The sequence below is a fragment of the Streptomyces durocortorensis genome (assembly GCF_016901035.1).
In the GTDB taxonomy this organism is placed as follows: Bacteria; Actinomycetota; Actinomycetes; order Streptomycetales; family Streptomycetaceae; genus Streptomyces; species Streptomyces durocortorensis.
Genome location: NZ_JAFEUF010000123.1, coordinates 1 through 21113, shown reverse-complemented (window position 1 = coordinate 21113; position 21113 = coordinate 1). Strand labels below are relative to the sequence as shown.

General features: G+C 71.1%; 23 protein-coding genes, 1 tRNA gene and 1 pseudogene. 17 read left to right on the top strand and 8 right to left on the bottom strand.

Annotated features, from left to right (window positions below; translation table 11 throughout):
• Nucleotides 1-54 precede the first annotated feature (54 nt).
• The gene (locus JS521_RS21860; protein ID WP_205084635.1) at nt 55-783 is read right to left on the bottom strand and encodes an alpha/beta fold hydrolase; all 729 of its coding nucleotides are present in this window, start codon (nt 781-783) and stop codon (nt 55-57) included.
• Between the two features lie 162 nt (nt 784-945).
• Here JS521_RS21860 and JS521_RS21855 point away from each other — a divergent pair, with 162 nt between their 5' ends.
• From JS521_RS21855 to JS521_RS21845, 3 genes are all read left to right on the top strand, one after another.
• Nucleotides 946-1437 (top strand): peroxiredoxin, encoded by a 492-nt coding sequence (locus JS521_RS21855; RefSeq protein WP_205084634.1) that lies wholly within the window; start codon nt 946-948, stop codon nt 1435-1437.
• Between the two features lie 115 nt (nt 1438-1552).
• Nucleotides 1553-2062 (top strand): NfeD C-terminal domain-containing protein, encoded by a 510-nt coding sequence (locus JS521_RS21850; RefSeq protein WP_205084633.1) that lies wholly within the window; start codon nt 1553-1555, stop codon nt 2060-2062.
• 112 nt (nt 2063-2174) lie between these two features.
• Entirely contained in the window at nt 2175-3632 is a 1458-nt protein-coding gene (locus tag JS521_RS21845) for a flotillin family protein (protein ID WP_205084632.1), read from the top strand.
• Between the two features lie 95 nt (nt 3633-3727).
• Here the strand turns inward: JS521_RS21845 and JS521_RS21840 are convergent, their stop codons facing one another.
• From JS521_RS21840 to cbiE, 4 genes are all read right to left on the bottom strand, one after another.
• Nucleotides 3728-4141: an SCO4402 family protein gene (locus JS521_RS21840; RefSeq protein ID WP_205084631.1), complete on the bottom strand. Its 414-nt coding sequence runs from the start codon at nt 4139-4141 to the stop codon at nt 3728-3730.
• A gap of 93 nt (nt 4142-4234) precedes the next feature.
• Nucleotides 4235-4513, bottom strand: a complete 279-nt coding sequence (locus tag JS521_RS21835; protein ID WP_307847933.1) for a bacteriocin immunity protein — start codon at nt 4511-4513, stop codon at nt 4235-4237.
• On the bottom strand, nt 4507-5256 hold the full coding sequence (gene cobM / locus JS521_RS21830; RefSeq protein ID WP_205084630.1) for a precorrin-4 C(11)-methyltransferase: 750 nt from the start codon (nt 5254-5256) through the stop codon (nt 4507-4509). Before cobM ends, JS521_RS21835 begins: the two co-directional genes overlap by 7 nt.
• Nucleotides 5253-6542, bottom strand: a complete 1290-nt coding sequence (gene cbiE, locus JS521_RS21825) for a precorrin-6y C5,15-methyltransferase (decarboxylating) subunit CbiE (protein WP_205084629.1) — start codon at nt 6540-6542, stop codon at nt 5253-5255. Before cbiE ends, cobM begins: the two co-directional genes overlap by 4 nt.
• Before the next feature lie 235 nt (nt 6543-6777).
• On the opposite strand from cbiE, the gene JS521_RS21820 reads away from it, so the two are divergent.
• The 6 genes from JS521_RS21820 (at nt 6778) to JS521_RS21795 (ending at nt 12441) form a co-directional block, all read left to right on the top strand.
• Nucleotides 6778-7188 carry a YciI family protein gene (locus tag JS521_RS21820; RefSeq protein WP_205084628.1) on the top strand — a complete coding sequence of 137 codons (411 nt, stop codon included), beginning with the start codon at nt 6778-6780 and terminating at the stop codon, nt 7186-7188.
• Between the two features lie 18 nt (nt 7189-7206).
• On the top strand, nt 7207-8529 hold the full coding sequence (locus JS521_RS21815; RefSeq protein WP_205084627.1) for an RNA polymerase sigma factor: 1323 nt from the start codon (nt 7207-7209) through the stop codon (nt 8527-8529).
• 121 nt (nt 8530-8650) lie between these two features.
• Entirely contained in the window at nt 8651-9337 is a 687-nt protein-coding gene (locus tag JS521_RS21810; protein ID WP_205084641.1) for an HhH-GPD-type base excision DNA repair protein, read from the top strand.
• Nucleotides 9338-9588: 251 nt separating this feature from the next.
• On the top strand, nt 9589-11115 hold the full coding sequence (locus tag JS521_RS21805; protein WP_205084640.1) for a M28 family metallopeptidase: 1527 nt from the start codon (nt 9589-9591) through the stop codon (nt 11113-11115).
• A gap of 187 nt (nt 11116-11302) precedes the next feature.
• A complete protein-coding gene (locus JS521_RS21800; protein ID WP_003967677.1) occupies nt 11303-11599 on the top strand; it encodes a type II toxin-antitoxin system VapB family antitoxin in 297 nt (98 codons plus the stop codon).
• Between the two features lie 239 nt (nt 11600-11838).
• The gene (locus JS521_RS21795) at nt 11839-12441 is read left to right on the top strand and encodes a LytR C-terminal domain-containing protein (protein ID WP_205084639.1); all 603 of its coding nucleotides are present in this window, start codon (nt 11839-11841) and stop codon (nt 12439-12441) included.
• Between the two features lie 139 nt (nt 12442-12580).
• Here the strand turns inward: JS521_RS21795 and upp are convergent, their stop codons facing one another.
• Nucleotides 12581-13216, bottom strand: coding sequence for a uracil phosphoribosyltransferase (gene upp, locus JS521_RS21790; protein WP_030075862.1), 636 nt, complete (start codon nt 13214-13216; stop codon nt 12581-12583).
• Between the two features lie 102 nt (nt 13217-13318).
• Between upp and JS521_RS21785 the strand changes: the two genes are divergently transcribed.
• The 5 genes from JS521_RS21785 (at nt 13319) to JS521_RS21765 (ending at nt 15969) form a co-directional block, all read left to right on the top strand.
• Nucleotides 13319-13579, top strand: coding sequence for a hypothetical protein (locus tag JS521_RS21785; RefSeq protein WP_205084626.1), 261 nt, complete (start codon nt 13319-13321; stop codon nt 13577-13579).
• A 298-nt stretch (nt 13580-13877) separates the two neighbouring features.
• Complete coding sequence (locus tag JS521_RS21780) at nt 13878-14432, top strand: tRNA adenosine deaminase-associated protein (RefSeq protein WP_205084638.1); 555 nt, start codon at nt 13878-13880, stop codon at nt 14430-14432.
• Nucleotides 14433-14641: 209 nt separating this feature from the next.
• On the top strand, nt 14642-15070 hold the full coding sequence (gene tadA / locus JS521_RS21775; protein WP_205084637.1) for a tRNA adenosine(34) deaminase TadA: 429 nt from the start codon (nt 14642-14644) through the stop codon (nt 15068-15070).
• Nucleotides 15071-15160: 90 nt separating this feature from the next.
• A tRNA-Ser gene (locus JS521_RS21770) sits at nt 15161-15248 on the top strand.
• Between the two features lie 472 nt (nt 15249-15720).
• On the top strand, nt 15721-15969 hold the full coding sequence (locus JS521_RS21765) for a hypothetical protein (protein WP_205084625.1): 249 nt from the start codon (nt 15721-15723) through the stop codon (nt 15967-15969).
• 32 nt (nt 15970-16001) lie between these two features.
• On the opposite strand, the gene JS521_RS21760 is transcribed toward JS521_RS21765, so the two are convergent.
• A complete protein-coding gene (locus JS521_RS21760; protein WP_205084624.1) occupies nt 16002-17105 on the bottom strand; it encodes a methyltransferase domain-containing protein in 1104 nt (367 codons plus the stop codon).
• A pseudogene (locus JS521_RS37540) lies at nt 17102-17454 on the bottom strand (hypothetical protein). Before JS521_RS37540 ends, JS521_RS21760 begins: the two are co-directional and overlap by 4 nt.
• Nucleotides 17455-18187: 733 nt before the next feature.
• Here JS521_RS37540 and JS521_RS21755 point away from each other — a divergent pair.
• The 3 genes from JS521_RS21755 to JS521_RS21745 form a co-directional block, all read left to right on the top strand.
• Nucleotides 18188-19453 carry an NsdA family TPR-like regulatory protein gene (locus JS521_RS21755; RefSeq protein ID WP_239487628.1) on the top strand — a complete coding sequence of 422 codons (1266 nt, stop codon included), beginning with the start codon at nt 18188-18190 and terminating at the stop codon, nt 19451-19453.
• A 2-nt stretch (nt 19454-19455) separates the two neighbouring features.
• A complete protein-coding gene (locus JS521_RS21750) occupies nt 19456-19770 on the top strand; it encodes a 4a-hydroxytetrahydrobiopterin dehydratase (RefSeq protein ID WP_205084623.1) in 315 nt (104 codons plus the stop codon).
• Nucleotides 19771-20269: 499 nt separating this feature from the next.
• Nucleotides 20270-21113 (top strand): MarR family transcriptional regulator (locus JS521_RS21745; protein ID WP_205084622.1); only part of this gene is annotated, 844 nt, incomplete at its 3' end.

Genomic DNA, 21113 nt, shown 5'->3' with positions numbered 1-21113 from the left:
GGGCCGCAGGCGGCGGTGGGGCGGCGCCCACAGGGCCCGGACAGCCGGCAGCCCTTAAGGCCGGGCGCCCGCCCGGGCCCGGAGCGGGCCGAGGTCGAGATCGAGATCCAGGTCAAGAGTCCCGTCGGTCGCCTCCGCGGTGGGCGGCAGGGCGAGGGCCTCGCCGACCGGACCCGGCAGACTGCCGGAACCCAGCAGTCCGGTGACCAGCCCGGTGGTGAGCCGGTGCCAGGCGGAGGCCCGGCGGAGCATGGCGTGGTCGCCGCCCCGGACGGTGACCATGCACGTACGGGCGCCGGCGCGACGGGCCCGGGCGGTGAGGGACTGGGTGGCCTGGGGGCTGGTCATCCGGTCCCGGTTGCTGTGTACGAGGACGACGTCACGGCCCGCGAGCTGGGTGACCGGATCCCCCGGCGGGCACCAGGGGGCCAGCCCGACGACGCCCCGCACGAGGGGGTGCCCGGCGGCGCGGAGGGCGGCGCGCGCGCCCATGGAGTGGCCCAGGAGCACCACCGGCAGGCCGTCGCCCGCTTCCTCCCGCAGCGCGTCGAGGGCGGCCACGGTGTCGCCGAGCGGATCCGCACGGGTGCCGTTCCAGCCCCGGTGGGCGTACCGCACCTGCCTCACGAGGACGTCCTCGCCGGCGGCGCGGGTGACCGCCCGCACGAAGGGGCGCATCCGGGTACCGGGCAGGTTGAGCAGACCCGGCGGCGGGGGTTCCGTACCGGTTTCGCGCCCCCCGTGCAGAACGAGAACCGCTGCCGACGGCGGTCGTTGGGCCACGCGTACCTCCAGGTCCGGGTGCGGGGCGCGGTGGCCCCTCTCCCCGTATTCGGCGCCGAGGCCGCTCCGGATGGGTGAAGTGCCGTCCACTGTACGGTCACGGCCACGGAACCATCCGTGCCGTCCGCGCCATCCCCGTATACGAAACCGAAGGAGCCTTCCATGGCATCTGGCCCTCAACTCGGCAGCGCAGCACCGGACTTCACTCTCCCGGGCGGAGTCCTGTCCGCCTCGGGCGACACCTTCGAGCGCTCCGAGTACCGGCTGTCGTCCGCCCGCGGACGGTCCGTGGTCCTGGCGTTCTACCCGGGGGACAACACCAGCGTCTGCACGAAGCAGCTGTGCTCGTACTCCTCGGGCATGGAGTCCTTCGAGGGCCTCGACGCCGACGTCTGGGGAATCAGTCCACAGGGTGTGGACAGCCACGAGTCGTTCGCCCGCGCCTTCGACCTGCGGATGCCGCTGCTGGCCGACGAGGGCCGGGAGATCGCCAAGGCGTACGGGGTCTCCGCGCCCGGCATCGGGGTACGGCGGGCGGTCTTCCTGATCGGCCCGGACGGGGTCCTGCGCTGGAAGCACGTGGCGCTGCTCGGAGCGACGTTCCAGTCGCTGACCACGCTCACCGACCGCCTGTCCGGCATCAAAAACGCGTAAAGATTGCCGGAACCCGGCAGTGACCGGAAGAGGTGCTGTATGGGATCATCCAGCCAGATCGACGGAAAACACTCGGGGGAAGTCGACAGGTGTCGACAGGTAGGGGAGTGATCGCGTGACCTTCTTTCTCGGTCTCGGCATTGCGGGAATCGTCCTGCTGGCCCTCTCCCTGATCTTCGGCGGGGTCCTCGAAGGCCTCTTCGACGGCGTCCTGGACGGCCTCTTCGACGGACTGCTCTCGCTTCCGGTGATCGCCGGGTTCATCTCGATGCTCGGCTTCGGCGGAGCGATCGTGCTCGGGACGACGAACACCGGAACGTTCGTGGCCACCGTTGTCGGCGTCGTCGCCGGCCTCGTGGCGGGCTGGCTGACCTGGAAGCTCAGCCGGGCCCTGATGCGCGACCAGACGCACGCCACGCCGCGCGACTCCGACCTGGTCGGCACCTCGGGTTCCGTCGTGACGGCCATCCCGGCCGAGGGGTACGGCGAGGTGCTGCTGCGGCTGGGCGACCAGCCGGTGAAGTACGCGGCCAAGTCGGCCGTGCCGGTCGCGCGCGGGACCGAGATCTGGGTGGAAGAGGCGCTGTCGACCACGTCGGTCGCGGTACGCCCGGTGGAGCGCTGACCACGCACCACCGGCTCCACCCACCCCACCGCCCCACCTCGATCAACTCCACAGCAAGGCCCGCTCCACAACGATCTGCCGTCCCCCCAGGGAGGCAGGGGGGACAGACCTCATGAGTCCAGTAGTCATCGCCGTCATCGGCATCGTCGTACTCCTCGTTCTGCTCGGCCTCGTCGTCATCACGCGCTACAAGGTGGCCGGGCCCAGCGAGGCGTTCATCATCACCGGCCGCCGCGGCAAGAAGTCGACGGACCCGGTCACCGGACGCACCAGCATCGACAACAGCGGCCAGAAGGTCGTCGTGGGCGGCGGCGTCTTCGTCGTGCCGTTCGTCCAGCAGAAGTTCACCCTGGACCTGTCCAGCCGGCACATCCCGATCGCCGTGCGCGGCGCGGTGACGCTGCGGGGCGTCAAGTCGAACCTCGAAGGCGTCGCGATCGTCAAGGTCGGCGGCAGCGAGGACGCGATCCGCGCCGCCGCCCAGCGCTTCCTGCAGCAGCAGGACGGCATCGTCGGCTTCACCCAGGAAGTGCTCTCCGGCGCGCTGCGCGCGATCGTCGGCCGGATGTCGGTCGAGGACATCATCCGGGACCGGGCCGCGTTCGCCGGGCAGGTCGCGGAGGAGGCCGAGGCCAGCCTCTCCGGCCAGGGCCTGATCCTGGACGCCTTCCAGATCCAGGACATCACCACCGAGGGCTCCTACCTGGAGGACCTCGGCCGCCCGGAGGCCGCCCGCGCCAAGCAAGAGGCGGACATCGCCGAGGCCATCGCGAAGCGGGCCTCGGAGCAGGCCCGGCTGAAGGCGGCCGAGGAGATCGCCATCGCCGAGCGGACGTACTACCTGAAGCAGGCCGAGATCAAGGCCGAGACAGAAGCCGCGGCCGCCAAGGCCAACGCCGCGGGACCGCTCGCCGAGGCCGCGCGCCAGCAGGAAGTCCTCACCGAGCAGGAGAAGGTCGCCGAGCGCCAGGCCGCGCTGACCGACCGCGAGCTGGACACGAAGGTCCGTAAGCCCGCCGACGCCGCTCGCTACCAGGCCGAGCAGGAGGCGGAGGCCCGCCGCATCGCCCAGGTCAAGGAGGCCGAGGCCGACGCGGAGCGCTCGCGCCTGACCGGTCAGGGCGAGAAGCTGCACCGTTCGGCGCTGGCCGACGCGGTCCGCATCGAGGGCGAGGCGGAGGCCGCGTCCATCGCCGCCAAGGGTGCGGCCGAGGCCGAGGCCATGCAGAAGAAGGCCGACGCGTTCGCGCAGTACGGCGACGCGGCCGTCCTCCAGATGCTGGTGGAGGTCCTCCCGAGCGTCGTGGCGAAGGCCTCGGAGCCGCTGAGCGCCATCGACAAGATGACGGTGATCTCCACGGACGGCGCGAGCCAGCTGGCCCGCACGGTCACCGACAACGTCTCGCAGGGCATGGAACTGCTCAGCTCGACGACGGGCGTGGACCTCGCGTCCCTCCTGGAGAACCTGAAGAACCGCACGACGACGGTCCCGGCCCCGACCACCGCCCCGGACGCGCCGGCGGCCGACTCCTCGACCTCGAAGAACGGCGAGATCGAGATCAAGGGCTGACGCGAAGCAGTACGCACAGGCACCAGTGCCCGGGAGCCGCACGCCGGCCCCGGGCACGCCCATGCCCGCCGCAACACCCCACCGGCCCGGCCGGCTTACGCCTCGGCCGCGCCCCGGGCCTCGTGCAACGCGAGGATCTCCCCCAGGTCATTGGCGACCATGACCTGCGCCAACCGCCCGGCCACGGCCACCACCTCCGCCCACCCCTCGACGCGCAGCATCTCCTCGTCAAAACCGCCCGGAGCCTGATCCTCGGCGACGGTGAGCGCCCGGTCCAACTCCTTGAACAGCGCGACCTCTTCCTCGCTGCGCAGACCGATCCCGAGGTAGCGCTCAGGGTGTTCGGCATCGCAGAAGTCGTCGAAGAGCGTGTGGATGACGTGGTCCAAGCTCTCGAACACCTCCGGATCGAGCCACACGTCCCGCTGCCAGGGCGGATTGGCCAACGCCAACACCGCGGGCACCAGATGAACCCGGGCCCGCGCCATGATCACTCTGTCGTCGTCCACGGAACGGACCCTAGCGAAGCGGGCAGGGCCAGAACAGGCAGAGCCACCGGCACCCGCCGTGGCTGCCGCGATCAAGCAAGGCCCTCATCCAGGTCAGAGCGCTATCGGCCGATAGGCCAGTGCCCGGTCGACGATCTCTTCCGGAGTGGGGTCGGAGTCCGGGAGGGACCAGTAGATGTAGTCGCTGATGTGCGGGCAGGCGAGGCCGCGTTCCAAGGCGCCGAGGATCTCGTCCGCCTCTGCCTCGCTGGTGCCGTCGGTGTCATTCAGCAGGCGCCGCACCAACGACAGCGCCTCGTCGCGGCTCATCCTGCCGTTCGAGCCCGCGCTCGCGTCGCCTCGCATGCCGCCCTCCCCTGACCCCTTCAGCACACGTGCCGGTCCCGCTCCGGTGAGTACAGGTGGCTGTCCCGGAACTGCTCCGACCCCAGCGTCCGGCCCACCATGATGACCGCCGTCCGGATCACCCCCGCCGCCTTCACCTGCTCGGCGATCGAGTCCAGGGTGCCGCGCAGGATGATCTCGTCCGGGCGGGACGCCATCGCCACCACCGCCGTCGGGCAGTCCGCCCCGTAGTGCGGGAGCAGTTCGTCGACCACGCGGTCCACGTACCGCGCCGCCAGGTGCAGCACGATCAGCGCGCCGCTGCGGCCCAGCGTGGCCAGGTCCTCGCCCTCCGGCATCGCCGTGGCGCGCTGGGCGATGCGGGTCAGGATCACCGTCTGGCCGACCGTCGGGACCGTCAGCTCGCGCTTCAGGGCCGCTGCCGCCGCCGCGAACGCGGGGACGCCGGGGACGACTTCGTACGGCACGCCCGCCTCGTCCAGGCGCTTCATCTGCTCGTTCACCGCGCTGAACACCGACGGGTCGCCCGAGTGCAGCCGCGCCACGTCGTGGCCATCCTCGTGGGCCCGTACCAACTCCGCCGTGATCTGCTCGATGTCCAGATTCGCCGTGTCGACCAGGCGGGCGTCCTCCGGGCACTCGGCCAGCAGTTCCACCGGGACCAGGCTGCCCGCGTACAGGCAGACCGGGCTGGCGGCGAGGATCCGGGCGCCGCGCACCGTGATCAGGTCGGCGGCGCCGGGGCCCGCGCCGATGAAGTGCACGGTCATCGTCTGTCTCCCATGTGCGAACTTGCTTCTGAGGATGAGGGTTTGGTCACCGACCACTGCGTCACCGGCATCGCCTGCCGCCAGCCCGTGAACCCGCCGACCGGTACCGCGTGCGCGACCGACAGCCGCACCAACTCCCCGCCGTACGCCTTGTGCCGCTGCGCCAGCAGCGCCTCCGACTCCAGCGTCACCGTGTTCGCTACCAGCCGGCCGCCCGGCCGCAGCGCCTCCCAGCACGCGTCCAGCAGCCCCGGCGCGGTCAGCCCGCCACCGATGAACACCGCGTCGGGGGAGGGAAGTCCGGCCAGCGACGACGGAGCAGGTCCGGTGACGACCCGCAGGCCGGGGACGCCCAGGCGTTCCGCGTTACGGGTGATCCGCTCGGCCCGCACCGGGTCTCGCTCCACGCTCACGGCCCGGCAGGACGGGTGCGCCCGCAGCCACTCGATCGCGATCGAGCCGGAGCCGCCGCCCACGTCCCAGAGCAGTTCCCCGGGCGCGGGCGCCAGCGTCCCCAGCGTGGCGGCCCGGATGTGGCGCTTGGTCAGCTGGCCGTCGTGCTCGTACGCCTCGTCCGGCAGGCCCGGGACCGTACCGAGGCGCAGCGCCTCCGCCGACGCCCGGCACTCGATCGCGATGACGTTCAGGCGGTCGCCGGGCGGGTGCTCCCACGTCCCCGCGACGCCGTCCACGTACGTCTCGCCCTCGCCGCCCAGCTGTTCCAGCACCCGCAGCCGGCTCGGGCCGAAGCCGTGGGCCGTGAGCAGGGCCGCGACCGTGGCCGGGGTGCTCGCGTCGGCGCTCAGGACCAGCAGGCGCCGGCCCTCGTACAGGGAGGCCGAAAGCCGGGACACCGGGCGGCCCACCAACGTCACGACCTCCGTGTCCTCCAGCGGCCAGCCGAGGCGCGCGCAGGCGTACGAGACGGAGGACGGATGCGGCAGGACGTGCAGCCGCTGCGGCCCCAGCTCCTCCGCGAGCGCCCGCCCGATCCCGTAGAACATCGGATCCCCGCTGGCCAGCACCGCGATCCGGCGCTCCCCGTGCTCGGCGAGCAGCCGGGGGACGGCCGGCCGCAGCGGCGACGGCCAGGCCACCCGTACCCCGGCGCAGTCCGGCGGGAGCAGGTCCAGCTGGCGCGCCCCGCCGATCAGCACCTCCGCCTCGCGCAGCGCCTCCCGCGCCGTACCGGTCAGCCCGGACCAGCCGTCCGCGCCGATCCCCACGACGGCGACGGGGTACGGAAGCGGGGCTGGGGATGCGGGCACGGGCCGGGACCTCGTCATGTGAGGAGGGGAAACGAAGGGCAACAAGCGGAAACGAAGCGCAGCCGAACTTTACTGAACGCCCTGTTCCGCCCGCCCCGCCGGGTGAACGCCGCTCCGCCGGGTGAATCCGAAAAGACTTCGCGCGTGGTGTCGAGAAGCCCCCATCGGCCCCGACGTCCCCTGTGCAAGAGGAAGAAAGACCACAGAACGACCAACGGCCACAGAGCGAACGAGCGACCAGGAGGCGACGGTCATGAAGTATCTGGTGATGGTCCAGGGCAGCCAGGCGGACTACGACGCGCAGAGCGGCAAGGGAAGCGCCGACAGCCCGGCCTGGGACGAGAAGGCCGTGCAGGCGATGTACGCCCACATGGGCAGCATCAACGACGACCTCTCCGAGTCGGGCGAGCTGGTCACCGGCTACGGGCTGCGGGATCCCGCGTCGGGCCGGGCCGTCAGCGTCGACGGCGAGGGCCGCCCGGTCGTCTCGGACGGGCCGTACAGCGAGACGAAGGAACTGCTCGCCGGGTTCTGGATCCTCGACTGCGAGAGCCTGGAGAGGGTGACCGAGATCGCCGCCCGCGTGGCACGCTGTCCGCAGCCGGCCGGGGCGCCCGAGTACCCGGTCCTCATCCGGCCCGTCGACGGCGGGCTCGACGACTGACCGAACCGAAAGGTCCAGGTGGGCCGAGCGACCGACGACATCGAGGACCTGCTGCGCCGCCACGCGCCGCAGGTCCTCGGCGCGCTCGTGCGCCGGTACGGGCACTTCGACCCGGCCGAGGACTCCGTCCAGGAGGCCCTGATCGCGGCCGCCGAGCAGTGGCCGCGGGACGGGATCCCCGACAACCCGCGCGGCTGGCTCATCCGGGTCGCGTCCCGCCGCCTCACCGACCGGCTGCGCAGCGACGAGGCCCGCCGGCGGCGCGAGGAGAGGGCGGCGGCCCTCACCCCGGCGGACGCGTTCGTCACCCCGCCGCCCGGGGAAGGGCCCGCCGGAGCAGGACCCTCCGGTCTTGACCGGGCCCCCTCCGAGGACGACACGCTCACCCTGCTGTTCCTCTGCTGCCACCCCGCGCTCTCCCCCGCCGCCCAGATCGCGCTGACCCTCCGCGCGGTCGGCGGCCTCACCACGGCCGAGATCGCCCGCGCCCATCTGGTGCCGGAGGCGACGATGGCGCAACGGATCAGCCGGGCCAAGCGGACGGTGCGCGGTACGCGGTTCCGGCAGCCGGACGCCCGGGACCGCGACCAGCGGCTCGCCGCCGTCCTCCAGGTCCTCTACCTGATCTTCAACGAGGGCTACACCGCCACCGCCGGCCCCGACCTCCACCGCACGGACCTGGCCCGCGAGGCGATCCGGCTGACCCGCGCCGTGCGCCGGCTCCTCCCCCACGAGGGCCGGGTCACCGGGCTGCTGGCGCTGATGCTCCTCACCGAGGCGCGCACCCCGGCGCGCACCGGCCCGGACGGTGAGCTGATCCCCCTGGACGAACAGGACCGCGCCCGCTGGGACCGTACGGCGATCGCCGAGGGCACCGCCCTGGCCGAGGAGGCGCTCGCCCAGGGACCGGCCGGCGACTACCAGCTCCAGGCCACGATCGCCGCCCTGCACGACGAGGCGGAGCACCCCGAGGACACCGACTGGCCGCAGATCCTCGCCCTGTACGACCTCCTCGTACAGCGCACCCCCGACCCGGCCGCCGCGCCGGGCCGGGCGGTCGCGGTGGCCATGGTGCACGGGCCCCGGGCGGGACTGGCGGAGGTGGACGCGCTGGCGGGGGCGGCGGGCTCAGCGGGCTCAGCGGGCTCAGCGGGCTCAGCGGGCTCAGCGGGGCAACGCAACTACCGGCTCGACGCCGTACGAGCCCACCTCCTGGAACGGGCCGGGGACACGGCCGCCGCCCGTACCGCCTACCGCGCCGCCGCCGACGCCACCCTCAGCGAGCCCGAGGCCCGCTACCTGCGGATGCGGGCGGACCGGCTGGACCGGCCGGACGGATAGGGCGTACTTCCTTCGGCCGACAGGGAAGAGGCCATCGGCGCAGTCCCGGTCGCCGTCGTCCGCCCGGCTCGCGATGATCGGCAGCATGACCACGAGCGGCAGCAGCGGCAAGGGCGCAGGCATGGACAGGGGCACGAGTACGGGCACCGGCACGGGCAAGGACATCACCCTCCACATCGCCCAGAACCCGGAGGCCGACGAGCTCCTCGGCCGCAGCCCGCTGGCCGCCCTGGTCGGCATGCTGCTGGACCAACAGGTGCCGATGGAGTGGGCGTTCACGGGCCCGTACACCCTCGCGGAGCGAATGGGCTCCGACGACCTGGACGCGGGACGGATCGCCGCCTCCGACCCGGACGCCTTCACCGAACTGTTCACCACCAAACCGGCCCTCCACCGCTACCCCGGCTCCATGGCGAAACGGGTGCAGCAGCTGTGCCAGTTCCTGGTCGCGGAGTACGACGGCGACGCGAGCGCGGTGTGGCGGGACGCCGCGACCGGCGACGAGCTGCTGGAACGCCTCAACGCACTGCCCGGCTTCGGCGAGCAGAAGGCCCGGATCTTCCTGGCGCTCCTCGGCAAGCAGTTGGGCGTACGTCCGAAGGGGTGGCGGGAGGCGGCAGGCCCGTACGGGGAGGCCGGATCGCACCGGTCGGTCGCAGACATCACGGGCCCGGAGTCGCTCGTCGAGGTACGCGCGTACAAGCAGGAGGCCAAGGCGGCGGCGAAGGCGGCCAAGACGGCCAAAGCAACGAAGGCGGCCAGGACGGCCAAAGCGGCGAAGAAGCCCGGCGCCTCGCGGAAGAAGTGACACGGCGAGGCGGGAGAAGTGAGACGGCCAGGCGCCGGAACAAGCCGACGCCCCTGCCCCGCCGATCGGAATCAGCCACACCGGTTCACAGGCGTCACCCCACTCGCTAGCTTTCGCAGCACATCCGTTCAACCGATCAGCCGTTCAGGTGATCAGCCGTTCAGCCACTGAGCCGCTCGGAGCACCAGCGGCTCGGGGCGCCAGCCGTTCAGACCGGAAGGACTCCTGTGCACGCAACACGTCGCAGAGCCATGGCTGTCGTGGCCGCCACCGCCCTGGCCACACCGCTCCTCCTGGCCGCGTCCCCGCACCCGGGACGCCCCGCAGCGCACGACCCCGGGAAAGAAGCAGCAAAGCTGTCAAGGGAGTTGGTGAGGAACGCGTCCGCCCGCGACGCCCACCGCCACCTCCAGCAGTTCCAGGCGATAGCCGACTCCACCGACGGCCACCGCGCCGCCGGCTCGCTCGGTCACGACGCCTCGGCCGCGTACGTCTACCGGCAGCTCCAGCGCGCCGGGTACAAGGTCTCGTACGAGAGCTTCCGCTTCACCTATACGGAGACGCTGGCCGAAAAGCTCGCCGTGGTGACGCCGACGCCCCGCGACGTGACGATCAAGGCCATGACGTACACGCCGTCGACGAAGGAGGGCGGTCTGACGACACAGCTCGTCGCCGTACCTGTCGATGACACGACCGGTTGCGAGGCCGCCGACTACGCCGCCGCGGACTTCACCGGAAAGATCGCGCTGATCAAGCGCGGCGGCTGCTCCTTCGCCGAGAAGCAGGCGGCCGCAGCCACCGCGGGCGCGGCCGGAGCCGCCATCTACAACAACACCGAGGGCGCGCTGTCCGGCACGCTCGGCGAGGTCGCCGCCGGGAAGATCCCGACCGGCGGGCTCACCCAGGAGGAGGGCGAGAAGCTCGTCGCCGACCTCGCGGGCGGCGAGGTCACGGTCTCCTTCGAGGTCCGCGAGCTCCAGGAGGACCGCCCCACCCGCAACGTCATCGCCGAGACGCCCGGCGGCAGCGCGGCGCGGACCGTCATGCTCGGCGCGCACCTCGACTCGGTGACCGAGGGCCCCGGCATCAACGACAACGGCTCCGGCTCCGCCGGTCTGCTCGACGTCGCCCTGAAGCTGGCGAAGTCGAAGAGCAACCCCGCCAACAAGGTGCGGTTCGCCTGGTGGTCGGCCGAGGAGAACGGCCTGATCGGCTCGGAGAAGTACGTCGCGGCGCTCACCGACAAGCAGCGCGAGCAGATCAAGCTCTATCTGAACTTCGACATGATCGCTTCGCCGAACGGCGTCCAGTTCGTCTTCGACGGCGACGACTCCGACCAGGTCGGCGAGGGCCCGGGCCCGGAGGGTTCGGCCCAACTGGAGCGCAACATCAACGAGTTCCTCGACGGCAAGGGCAAGCCGCACGAGGGCACGGACTTCACCGGCCGCTCCGACTACGGCCCGTTCATCGAGGCCGGCATCCCCTCCGGCGGTACGGACACCGGGGCGGAGGGCATCAAGACGGCGGCCCAGGCCGAGGTGTTCGGCGGCGAGGCGGGGATCGCGTACGACCCCTGCTACCACGCGACCTGCGACGACCTGGACAACATCGACATGGGTCACTTCGACACCAACATCGACGTGATCGCCGACGCGGTCGGGACGTACGCGCACGACCTGCGCTCGCTGACCCGCCCGGTCGACCCCGACACCGGCACCCCCGGCAGCGGCGGCAGCGGAGGCGGCCTGCGCGAGGGCCACGGCCGGGTTTCGGAGTAGCGGCCGGCTTACGGGCTCCGGCGCCGGAGCCCGTAAGCAATCCGGCTGAGAGCAGGCGGACGGAGGCAGCGCGGGAGGGCCCCTGCCCCGGTATCCCGCCCTATCCAGCGCTATACGGCGTTTGCACCGCCATCGCGGTGGGCTTCCGTGGCTGCGCCCGATGGCTCTTGCCCGGTAGGCTTTCCGTGTGATCTTCAAGCGCATCGGAAATGGGAAGCCATACCCCGACCACGGCCGGGAAAGCACCCGCCAGTGGGCGGATGTCGCGCCGCGTCCGGTTCGCCTGGACCAGCTCGTGACCACCAAGGGCCAGCTGGACCTGGAGACCCTCCTCGCCGAGGACTCCACGTTCTACGGCGACCTGTTCGCGCACGTCGTGAAGTGGCAGGGCGACCTCTATCTGGAGGACGGGCTGCACCGGGCGGTCCGCGCCGCGCTCCAGCAGCGCCAGGTCCTGCACGCCCGCGTCCTCGACCTGGGCTGACACCGCCCCCGGCGCTCTCGCACCCCGCGCGCAGCCACCACCACCTGGCTCCGGCGCACGCCCCGCCGCGAGGCGCCCCCGGGCACACACCCCACCGGGGTTTCCGCATCCCGCCGAGGCTCCTGTTCGGGCTTTCGGGTGCTTTCACGCTCATCCGGGTGCCATACGTTGATCATTTAGTACGCATCATCACCGGGGCGCATTACGCTGCCTCCATGAGCATGCTCACTCCCCCCGGCATGGGCGGAAAGTACCGCATCACGGGCGACGCCTACCCCCGTATGCGCCGCCCCCGGCACCGCCGCAGGCTGGTCCTCGCGGGCATCGGAGCCGTCGTCGCCCTCGGCCTGGCCGGCTGGGGCACTCTGCAGCTCATCGACGTCTTCACCGGCGGCGACAAAAGCGCCAGTGCGGCCGACCACAAGCGGGACTGCCCCACCGCGAAGCCGTCCGCGGCCCCCGCCAAGGCGCTGCCGAAGCCGGCCGCGATCAAGGTCAACGTCTACAACGCGACGACGCGCAGCGGGCTGGCCAAGGCCGCGGCCGAGGAGCTCAAGAAGCGCGGCTTCGCCATCGGCGATGTGGGCAACGCGTCGAAGGAGTACGACAAGAAGGTGCCGGGCGCGGGCGTCCTGCTCGGAGCACCGGCCGCGAAGAACGGCAGCTTCACGGTGCTCGGCACCCAGCTGGCGGGCACGGTGCAGAAGACGGACACCCGGAAGACGGGCGAGGTGGATCTGATCCTCGGGGCGAAGTTCAAGGCGTTCAGCACCCCGAAGGAAGCCACGGCGGCGATGACGGCCCTGACGAAGCCGGTCCCGGCCCCGTCGCCCTCCTGCTGAGCGCTCTACCGGACGCTCCACTGGACGCCCTGCTGAACGCCCGACCGGACCCGCCACACGAGAGCGCCCCGCCCGGCTCCGTACGGAACGAGACCGTACGACGCCGGAACGGGGCGCGAGAATCGCAGAAAGAGCGGCCCTACTCGGCCGTGCCGTACATCCGGTCGCCCGCGTCCCCGAGGCCCGGCACGATGTAGCCGTTCTCGTTGAGCCGCTCGTCGACGGAGGCGGTGACGACGGTGACCGGGGTACCGGCCAGCTCACGCTCCATGACCTCGACGCCCTCGGGCGCGGCGAGGAGGACGACGGCGGTGACATCGTCGGCGCCGCGCTTGATCAGCTCGCGGATGGCCGCGACGAGGGTGCCGCCGGTGGCCAGCATCGGGTCCAGGACGTAGACCTGGCGGCCGGAGAGGTCCTCGGGCATCCGGGTCGCGTACGTCTCCGCCTGGAGCGTCTCCTCGTTGCGGATCATGCCGAGGAAGCCCACTTCGGCGGTCGGCAGCAGCCGCACCATGCCGTCCAGCATGCCCAGACCGGCCCGCAGGATCGGCACGACGAGCGGCCGTGGGTGCGAGAGCTTGACGCCCGTCGTGGGCGTCACCGGGGTCTCGATGTCGACCTGCTCGGTACGCACATCCCTGGTGGCCTCGTAGGCGAGGAGGGTGACCAGCTCGTCGGCGAGCCGCCGGAAGGTCGGGGAGTCGGTGCGCTTGTCGCGCAGCGTGGTGAGTTTGTGCGCCACCAGCGGGTGGTCGACGACGTGGATCCGCATGCGTCAACAGTAACCGCGTCGCCCGGCACTCTGCGCTGGCATCAACCACCTGTTCGGGGGGAAGGTGGGGGCATACGGACCCAGCACTGGGGTGGTGTGTCGATGGCTGACGGGGATCTGCGGGACAACCCGGCCGCGCGCGAGGGGCGCGGCGGACGCAACGGGCGCGACGCCGAGGGTATGGCGGGCGCGACGGGCGAGGTCGACGACGCGCAGGAGAGTGACGCGGCGCGCCGACGCCGACGCGCCCAGTTCCTCCGTGAGCTGCACGAGGCCAAGCAACTACGGGACCGGGTGCAGCCGCGCCGGGCCCGGGCCGCCCGGATGCGCCAACAAATGCGGATGCGCACGTTCCGCTGGTGAACCGACGGGGGAACCGGCGGACGGACGACAGGCGACCCCTGGCCCTTCCCCCTGGCGTTTCCGCTCCTGAACCCTCCCTGTACCACCGGCGCGCTCCCCTCCGATCGGCCCTCCGATCGGCTCGTCAGGGCCAGGGCCGACCAGGCACTCCTGGAACTGATGGACGACGCAACGGTCGAAGAGGTCTCGCGCGGCGCTTGTTTCTGCCACGATGCCGATTGGGCGGGGCCCAGGACGGACGGATCACCGTTCGCCCTCCCGTCGGACCGATTCGCCTATGACCAGTGGGAGAGTCACGGTGTACTTCGCCGCACTGCTCGCGCGCACCGAAGACGGGTGGGAAGCGAGCGATACAGAGCTCGACGATGTGGAGACCCTGTCCGATCTGACGGACCTGGCCCGGGAGGCCTCGGTGGACGAGGACACGGTCCTGGTCTACATCGAGCAGGAGGACGCCTGGTTCGGCGTCGTCCGGGTGGACGGTGAGGAGGACCCCCGTATCTACGTCTCGGACGCGTCCGCCGCCGCCCGCTCCTCGTACGGGGAGATCCTGCTCACCGACGAAATGCTCGGCCGCGAACCAGGGGCCGAGGACGAGATCGCCGCTCTGGAGGAGCTCGTCGACCTCGGCGGCACGGAGGACGGCGAACCGCAACGGACCGCCCCGGCGGCCGTCGACCCGAACGACGACGCCCCCGACCCGGACGCCGTGCCGGCGGGGCCGATCGGTGAGCTCGGGGTCCTCGCCGACCTCGGGATGTCCGAGAAGGAGCTGCTCACCCTGCAGACCGACGCACTCTCCGAGATCGCGGAGGCCGTGGGAGCGGCGGAGGTCCTGGAGTCGGTCCGCTAGCCGGCCCGAGTACGCGTCCCCTCCCTCCTCCCCCTCCCCCTCCCCCCTTCTCCACCTTCTTCCGTCCCTTCACCACCTGCCCGTCCTCCTGCCCCGTCCGTTAGGGTCCGCGGGTGACCGCACGACCGCCGACCCCCTCACCCGAGCCCGCCCCGGATCCCGTACGCGTACCCGAGCCCGACCCCGTACGTGACCCCTGGCAGGCCCCGATGCGCCGCGCCCTGGCCGAGGCCGAGCGGGCGGCGTCGGCCGGCGATGTGCCGGTCGGCGCCGTCGTTCTCGGCCCCGACGGCGTGGAGCTGGCCGCAGCCCACAACGAACGCGAGGCCACCGACGACCCGACGGCCCACGCCGAGATCCTGGCCCTGCGCCGAGCGGCCGGGGCCCACGGCGAGTGGCGCCTGACCGACTGCACGCTGGTGGTCACCCTGGAGCCCTGCACGATGTGCGCGGGCGCCCTGGTCCAGTCCCGTATCGCCCGGGTCGTCTACGGCGCCCGCGACGAGAAGGCCGGCGCGGCGGGCTCCCTCTGGGACGTGATCCGCGACCGCCGTCTGAACCACCGCCCGGAGGTCATCGCGGGCGTCCTGGAGCCGGAGTGCGCGCAGCAGCTGACGGCGTTCTTCCGATCCCTGTGACCAGGCATGACGCCGCATCCTGGCCGCGTGTGCCCCCACCCCCGAGAACCGATTTCTGTCCACGCCCCGGAATGGTCTAAGCTCTCTCTCGGTAGCGTGTCCGAGCGGCCGAAGGAGCTCGCCTCGAAAGCGAGTGTGGCGTAACCCGTCACCGTGGGTTCAAATCCCACCGCTACCGCTTGTGGACGAAGGGCCCGGCTCACTGAGCCGGGCCCTTCGTCGTCGCTGTAGGAGCTGGACGGCCGGACCCTGCCGAAGTCACCGGGCCTGGTGGCTCGGGGTCGGATCGGAACGCAGGTGGGGGTCTCGTGGGTGTTGGTGGGCGCAGATCGGGGAGGGCGCGCATCGGGCGCGACAGCATGTTCGTCGCTGCTGGGTTCGTGCTGGTGTGGGCTGTCGCCGACGTGACCGGCTTCCTGCATTGGCTGGGCATGGGGTGAACCCGAACCTCGGCGCTCAGACGGCGGAGGCGTCGAGCCGGCCGGTGAGTCGGTCTTCCGTCCGGTACGCCTCGCTCTCGTGGTCCTTGAGCCGGCGGTCGTAGCGGCGCTCCTGCTTGCGGCTCAGGGACTGGGTGCCAGGCCCTTGCCGCCCACTTGACCTCGTTGTCCGACGACATCTCGTCTGCAGAGCTGGGGTAGGTGCCTGAAATGACGGAACCTCAGCAGAGCGGCAGGAGACCAGCTGCGTCGTGGCGTCGACGTGGGTGGCGGCGTTGGCTCGCCCTCCTGGTCTTCTCAAGCGTCGTCTTCGGGCTGTGCGCCATTTTCTGGCATGTGCTGCTGGAGCGGTCCTGGGCAGATTCGTTCACCGCGGCACTGACCATGGTCGTCACCGCGATCGCAGGGCAGTGGATAGCGGCGTTGATCGTACGTCGAACCGGTTCGACCGACGACTGAAGCCAGCAGCGGACGTTGCAGCTACCCAGGGGTTACGTCCTGCCAGGCCGGATGACCTCGCGCGGATCCCGGAGCCAGACGTGCTGGCCCCGGTCGGTGACGGTCAGCCCGAACTGCTCGGGATCGGGCCGCCCGGCCGATTCGTACTCCCACCAGGTCTGCTCGATCTCCTCCCACAGGAACCCGGGCCCGTACTGCCACACCTCCTCACCCGTGGCAGCCGTGGCCCCGGCTCCGTCCTCCTTGGTCACCCACACCTGCACCCCCTCGGCAGTGCCCTGGTGGATGAGCCGGACACCGGGGAGCCGCGCCCCCGCGAACAGGGCGAACCCGAGATCCAGAAGCCGGGCCGGATCCAGGCCGGCCGCACGAGCCCGCCCCTTGCCCCGTACGTCATGGAGGTCGGGCACCCTGTGGGCGCGCATCGGCATGTACGTCGCCCCGCCACAGAACGGCCCCACCGCCGTCCCGTCATCCTGAACCCGAAGCTGCACCAGCGCGCCCGACCAGAACTCCCGGGCCAGCGGAGCCACGACGATCCCGCCGGGGCGGACCTGCCGCAGCAGCGTGTGCGGGACGTACCGCAGGGCGCAGGTGGCGATCAGGCGGTCGACCAGCCCCAGGCCGGGCCAGGGCTGCTCACCGTCCCCGACCCGCAACTGCGGCCGATACCCGGACTGGGCCAATGCCTCGGCCGCCTGCCGCGCCACGACCGGATCCAGCTCCACGCTGTGGACCAGATCATCACCGAGCCGCTCGCAGAGCAACGCGGCGACGTACCCCGTGCCGGTCCCGACCTCCAACACCCGCATCCCATCCCGGACATCGAGCAGCCCCAGCATCCGGGCGACCATCGAGGGCATCGAGTTCGACGACGTCGCCACACCCGGCCCACCCTCGACCCCGTCGTCGAGCTGCGTCACCACCGGCTCATCACTGTTCACCAACGCCAGCCAGGCATCCGCCCCCACCACCGGCTCGCACCGGTCCGGAAGTTGTCGCCAGACATCGGCCGGAACGAACCGGCTGCGCGGAACAGCCTCGAACACCTGCCGCCAACGACCAGTCAGCAACCCACGATCGGCGAGATCCCGCACCAGATCCGGGTACGTCGGTGCCTGCGGTGCGGCGCTCACGACTGCGGGATGAACTGGGGGCGGCTGCCGTCCGGCGACGGCTTCGGCTCCTGCGGCGGAGTCCACGGCTTGTCCGACGGCGGCCCACCATGCTTACCAGCCTCAACCGGAACGAAGTCCATCGTCATCATCCATCTCCTCTACTCGAAGCAACTGACTGGCCGACAGAACGGCCAACCCGGCAGATCCCGTACGGCGGAAACAGATCAACCCTGCGCGGACAACCACCCTCCGCACAGGCCCGACACAACAGATCCCGCCCGAGGGCCGTGTTCCGCACGGCGGTCACCGGCTCACGCCAACACGCCTCACACGTACGGACATCCGTCACCGACAAGGCGACGCTCATCCGGCATCCCGGAGCGCGGTCACCACGACGTGGCACGGGCAGGCACACCCCGGCAGCCGGCACAGGGCATGCACCTCGGCCAGGTCCGTCACCAGGGCACTACGGCAGACAACGCTGCACGGACCATCCGGACCCGTCGACAAGGCGTCCACGGCAACGACCAAACTTCCGGCCCCCTCGGCGGCGGTGACCGGATCACCCCGCCACAGCAACGTCACCCCACGCTCCGGGCAGCAAGCCCCCAGCTCATCCTCAGTCAGGACGTCATCCGCGTCACCGTTCACGCAGCACCTCATCCGCGACGCGCCTCCCGCCAAGCACGACCCAAACGCACCGCCGTAGGGCAGCAGACCCCCGCACGACAGGCCGCGCAGAACTGGGTGTGCCCGAGCCAGGTCTTGTAGGCGGTGTCGCCCAGGGCAGTGGTCTTCACAGCGCGCCCTCGGTGCACGTGGGGCATTCGCAGGCGGGGAACTCGTGTGTGGCTTCCGGCCTTTCGGACGGAATCACCTCAGCTTCTTCCCGCAGAACACGGACAGTGCCTGTGCGGTTCACCTCGTACACCTTCAGCGTCATCGGCACGGTGTTCTCCCTGACCAATCATCGGGCTCTCGGCCATTCCGCTGCATGGCCCGCTGTCACACCCTGATGATGAGCGGGCACGTCGAGTGAGAAATAGGTCGTGCGATGGCCACGTGTGGCCATCCGGCGGCCACGGCCAGGAGTACGGACCATGACGCCTCACACTGAACGCATGGGCCGCAACGACGCACTACGAGCCGCCCGCCTGCGCCGTGGGTGGCGGAGCATCGAGGCCGCTGCTGGGGCACTCACCAGACACGGGCAACAGTTACTGGACGACCGCCAGTTCACGGTCTCGGCTCGGACGTGGCGCCGCTGGGAAGGAGAGCGCCCGGGCTGGCCGGCCGAGGAATCCGCAATCGTTCTCCACGACGCCCTCGGCCGCTGGCCCGAGGACTTGGGCTTCACGACCCCGCCGGGCTGGATCCGACCGGAGCACCATGAGGAGGAGCAGGTGAACCGCCGAGCCTTCCCCTCCGTCACAGCGGCCGCGCTCGTCATGGGGCCCACGGCTCCGCAGCACGTGGACCCTGCTCTGGTCGACTACTTCCAGCAGCAGTTGGAGGGTCACTATCGGGCCGACATGTTCCTGGGCCCTCATGATTTGATCGGGACGGTGTCCGCGCAGTACCAGCTCATCGACAAGCTGGTGCGCTCCGCGAAGGGTGAGACGCGGCGTGGGCTGCTCCGCGCCGGCGCGGCCTACTCGGCTCTCGTCGGCTGGCTGTACCAGGATGCCGGTGACATGGACGGAGCCTCGTTCTGGCGAGGAGTGACGCAGGAGATCGCGGCGCGGTCCCGTGACCCGCATCTGATCGGCTACTCACTGGTGAACCAAGCCCAGGTGCGTACCGACCTGGGCGACGGGCACGCGGTCGTCGAGCTGTGCGAGGCCGCTCTCGACGATGCCGACCGGCTCGTACCGAAAGTACGGATCATGGCCATGCAGCAGCAGGCCCACGGCGCCAGCCTCACCGGCGAACGGCGCGCCGTCGATCACCTCCTGGACCAAGCCCACCGCCTTCTGCCGAACGTCGACGACGATTTGCCATGGGGCAACGCATGCCGCCGGACTCCGGGGTACCTGGAGGTGCAGCGAGCCACCTGCTACGGGCGGCTCGGCCTGAGCGCCGAAGCAGGTTCCCTGTGGACGCAGGTCTTGGCAGTGGTACCGGACACAGCCCGCCGGGACCGCGGGGTGTACATGGCCCGGCAGGCGACCGCCGCCGCCACGGCGCGGGAGCCGGACCAGGCGGTGGAGATCGCCCGCACCGTGGTCACCATCGCTGTCGAGACCCGTTCGGCCCGCATGCGCCGCGAACTGACCACGCTGGAGCGGGCGATGCGCCCGTGGCACGATGCCCCGGTCGGCCGGGACCTCGCAGAGATCCTGGCACCGGTGACCAAGGGGAGCTGACGATGGGCAAGGATCCGCTGCCGGACGAGGAGATTGCTGCACACCTGGCCGAGTTGCCGGGGTGGACCCGGGAAGGGAACACGATCACCCGCGCGTTCGGCATCCGTTACCACGGCGGCGTCGCGCTGATCGTCAACGTCGCGGACGTCGAGCGGCTCGTCGGCCACCACGCAGACATCGACCTGCGCTGGGATCACGTACGTTTCCGGATCACGACGCACGACGCCGGGCACCGGCTCACAGCGGCCGACTTCGATCTGGCCGCACGGATCGACCGGATCTCGGCAGCACACCAGGCACAGCCTCACAACGCCTGAAGGCATCCGGTACGCAATCCGCCTCAGCAAGGCGTGGGAGGAGAGAGAGTCGTGACCGAGACCGCCAACCGCATCGCCGACGAACTCCTGGCGCAAAGAGGCCCCGCCTGGCGGCGAGTAGCCCTGAGCGAAGGCAAGGTGTAACCCTCGACGCTCGGCTCCCGCAGCCCGAGACCCGGGCTTCGGGGACGGTCGGGTCACTCTTCCGGGTGTACGTGAACGGGGCTCCGGCCCGAAGCTCGGGTGTCGGGACTCGGGCGTCGGGATGCGAGACCCGAGGGCCGAGCGCCTTCTTTAACCGGTAGGGAAAGAAGGGGGGTTAAGGAAAACCTCCCCCACCTCCCCACCCCGTCACGGCCAGGCAGTATGACTAATCGTGACAGCTTGCGGCGCAGCGTGACGGCCACTTACGGTGCGAGAACTGAACGACCCCGACGCGGTGTTGGAAGCACCAGGCCGGGGTCTCACCACAAGATCCAGCACCTAGAAGGAAGATCCCGTGGCTACCCAGCACCATAGCCTCGCCCTGCCCGTCCCCGCAGTCTCCGCCGCGTACCCGATGGCCAACCCCGGCTACGGCAAACGCTCCGCGCCAGGGCAACTCCCCCGTACGCGAAACGACTTCGCACTCCTCCCCACCCGCGAACGCTACGTTGCCGGATTCGTCGACCACCTCCCCGAAGGCGCGGCGATGAGCGTGAAGCAACTGGCCAAGCAACTCCCGCTCTACGGACAGCAGGCCATCTCCACCGCCCTCAACGCCCTCTCCGTCGCCGGACACCTTCGACGCGTACGGTGCCCTGTCGGCTCGGGCGACGAGACCCGGTGGGCCTTCCGCACGTTCTGGTCCCGCACCGCACGCGACAACGAGTGGTGGAACACCTACCTCGCCACCGAAACGGCCTCCCAGACCGCAGCGCCTACCCCCGACACGGCTCCGCCGCCCCCGTGGGTGCCGGACGAGGAGCCGCCGCTCGCGCAGCCGGACCCCCCGTCGCCTGCCGGACAGGCCCCCGAACCCACCGCCGTACCGCACCAGCGCACCCCACCCCAGGCACCGGCCGCCGAGCCCACGCAACCCACCGGGCTCTCCCTCGCCTACCTGGCCCTCGCCCGCCTCGGCCGCGACGACCACCGCCTGGCCCTCTCCGCCGACGACTGCACCACCCTCGAACCCCTCGCCACGCAATGGCTCGACCGAGGCGTCACCATCGACTACCTCACCAACGCCCTGAAGGCCGGGCTCCCCGCCCAGGTCGACTCACCCGTCGGCCTGATCCGCCGCCGCCTCATCGACAAACTGCCACCCCACCTGCCGGCCACGACCACCACCCCGGCCGCAC

Bases quoted from the DNA above. Each gene is read 5' to 3' on its own strand.
- JS521_RS21810 (WP_205084641.1), top strand. From the start codon at position 8,651: ATGGACAGGGGCACGAGTACGGGCACCGGCACGGGCAAGGACATCACC.
- JS521_RS21845 (WP_205084632.1), top strand. From the start codon at position 2,175: ATGAGTCCAGTAGTCATCGCCGTCATCGGCATCGTCGTACTCCTCGTT.
- JS521_RS21805 (WP_205084640.1), top strand. From the start codon at position 9,589: ATGGCTGTCGTGGCCGCCACCGCCCTGGCCACACCGCTCCTCCTGGCC.
- JS521_RS21755 (WP_239487628.1), top strand. From the start codon at position 18,188: ATGACGCCTCACACTGAACGCATGGGCCGCAACGACGCACTACGAGCC.
- JS521_RS21820 (WP_205084628.1), top strand. From the start codon at position 6,778: ATGAAGTATCTGGTGATGGTCCAGGGCAGCCAGGCGGACTACGACGCG.
- JS521_RS21855 (WP_205084634.1), top strand. From the start codon at position 946: ATGGCATCTGGCCCTCAACTCGGCAGCGCAGCACCGGACTTCACTCTC.
- cobM (WP_205084630.1), bottom strand. From the start codon at position 5,256: ATGACCGTGCACTTCATCGGCGCGGGCCCCGGCGCCGCCGACCTGATC.
- upp (WP_030075862.1), bottom strand. From the start codon at position 13,216: ATGCGGATCCACGTCGTCGACCACCCGCTGGTGGCGCACAAACTCACC.
- cbiE (WP_205084629.1), bottom strand. From the start codon at position 6,542: ATGACGAGGTCCCGGCCCGTGCCCGCATCCCCAGCCCCGCTTCCGTAC.
- tadA (WP_205084637.1), top strand. From the start codon at position 14,642: ATGCGCCGCGCCCTGGCCGAGGCCGAGCGGGCGGCGTCGGCCGGCGAT.
- JS521_RS21750 (WP_205084623.1), top strand. From the start codon at position 19,456: ATGGGCAAGGATCCGCTGCCGGACGAGGAGATTGCTGCACACCTGGCC.
- JS521_RS21765 (WP_205084625.1), top strand. From the start codon at position 15,721: ATGACGGAACCTCAGCAGAGCGGCAGGAGACCAGCTGCGTCGTGGCGT.
- JS521_RS21785 (WP_205084626.1), top strand. From the start codon at position 13,319: ATGGCTGACGGGGATCTGCGGGACAACCCGGCCGCGCGCGAGGGGCGC.
- JS521_RS21795 (WP_205084639.1), top strand. From the start codon at position 11,839: ATGGGCGGAAAGTACCGCATCACGGGCGACGCCTACCCCCGTATGCGC.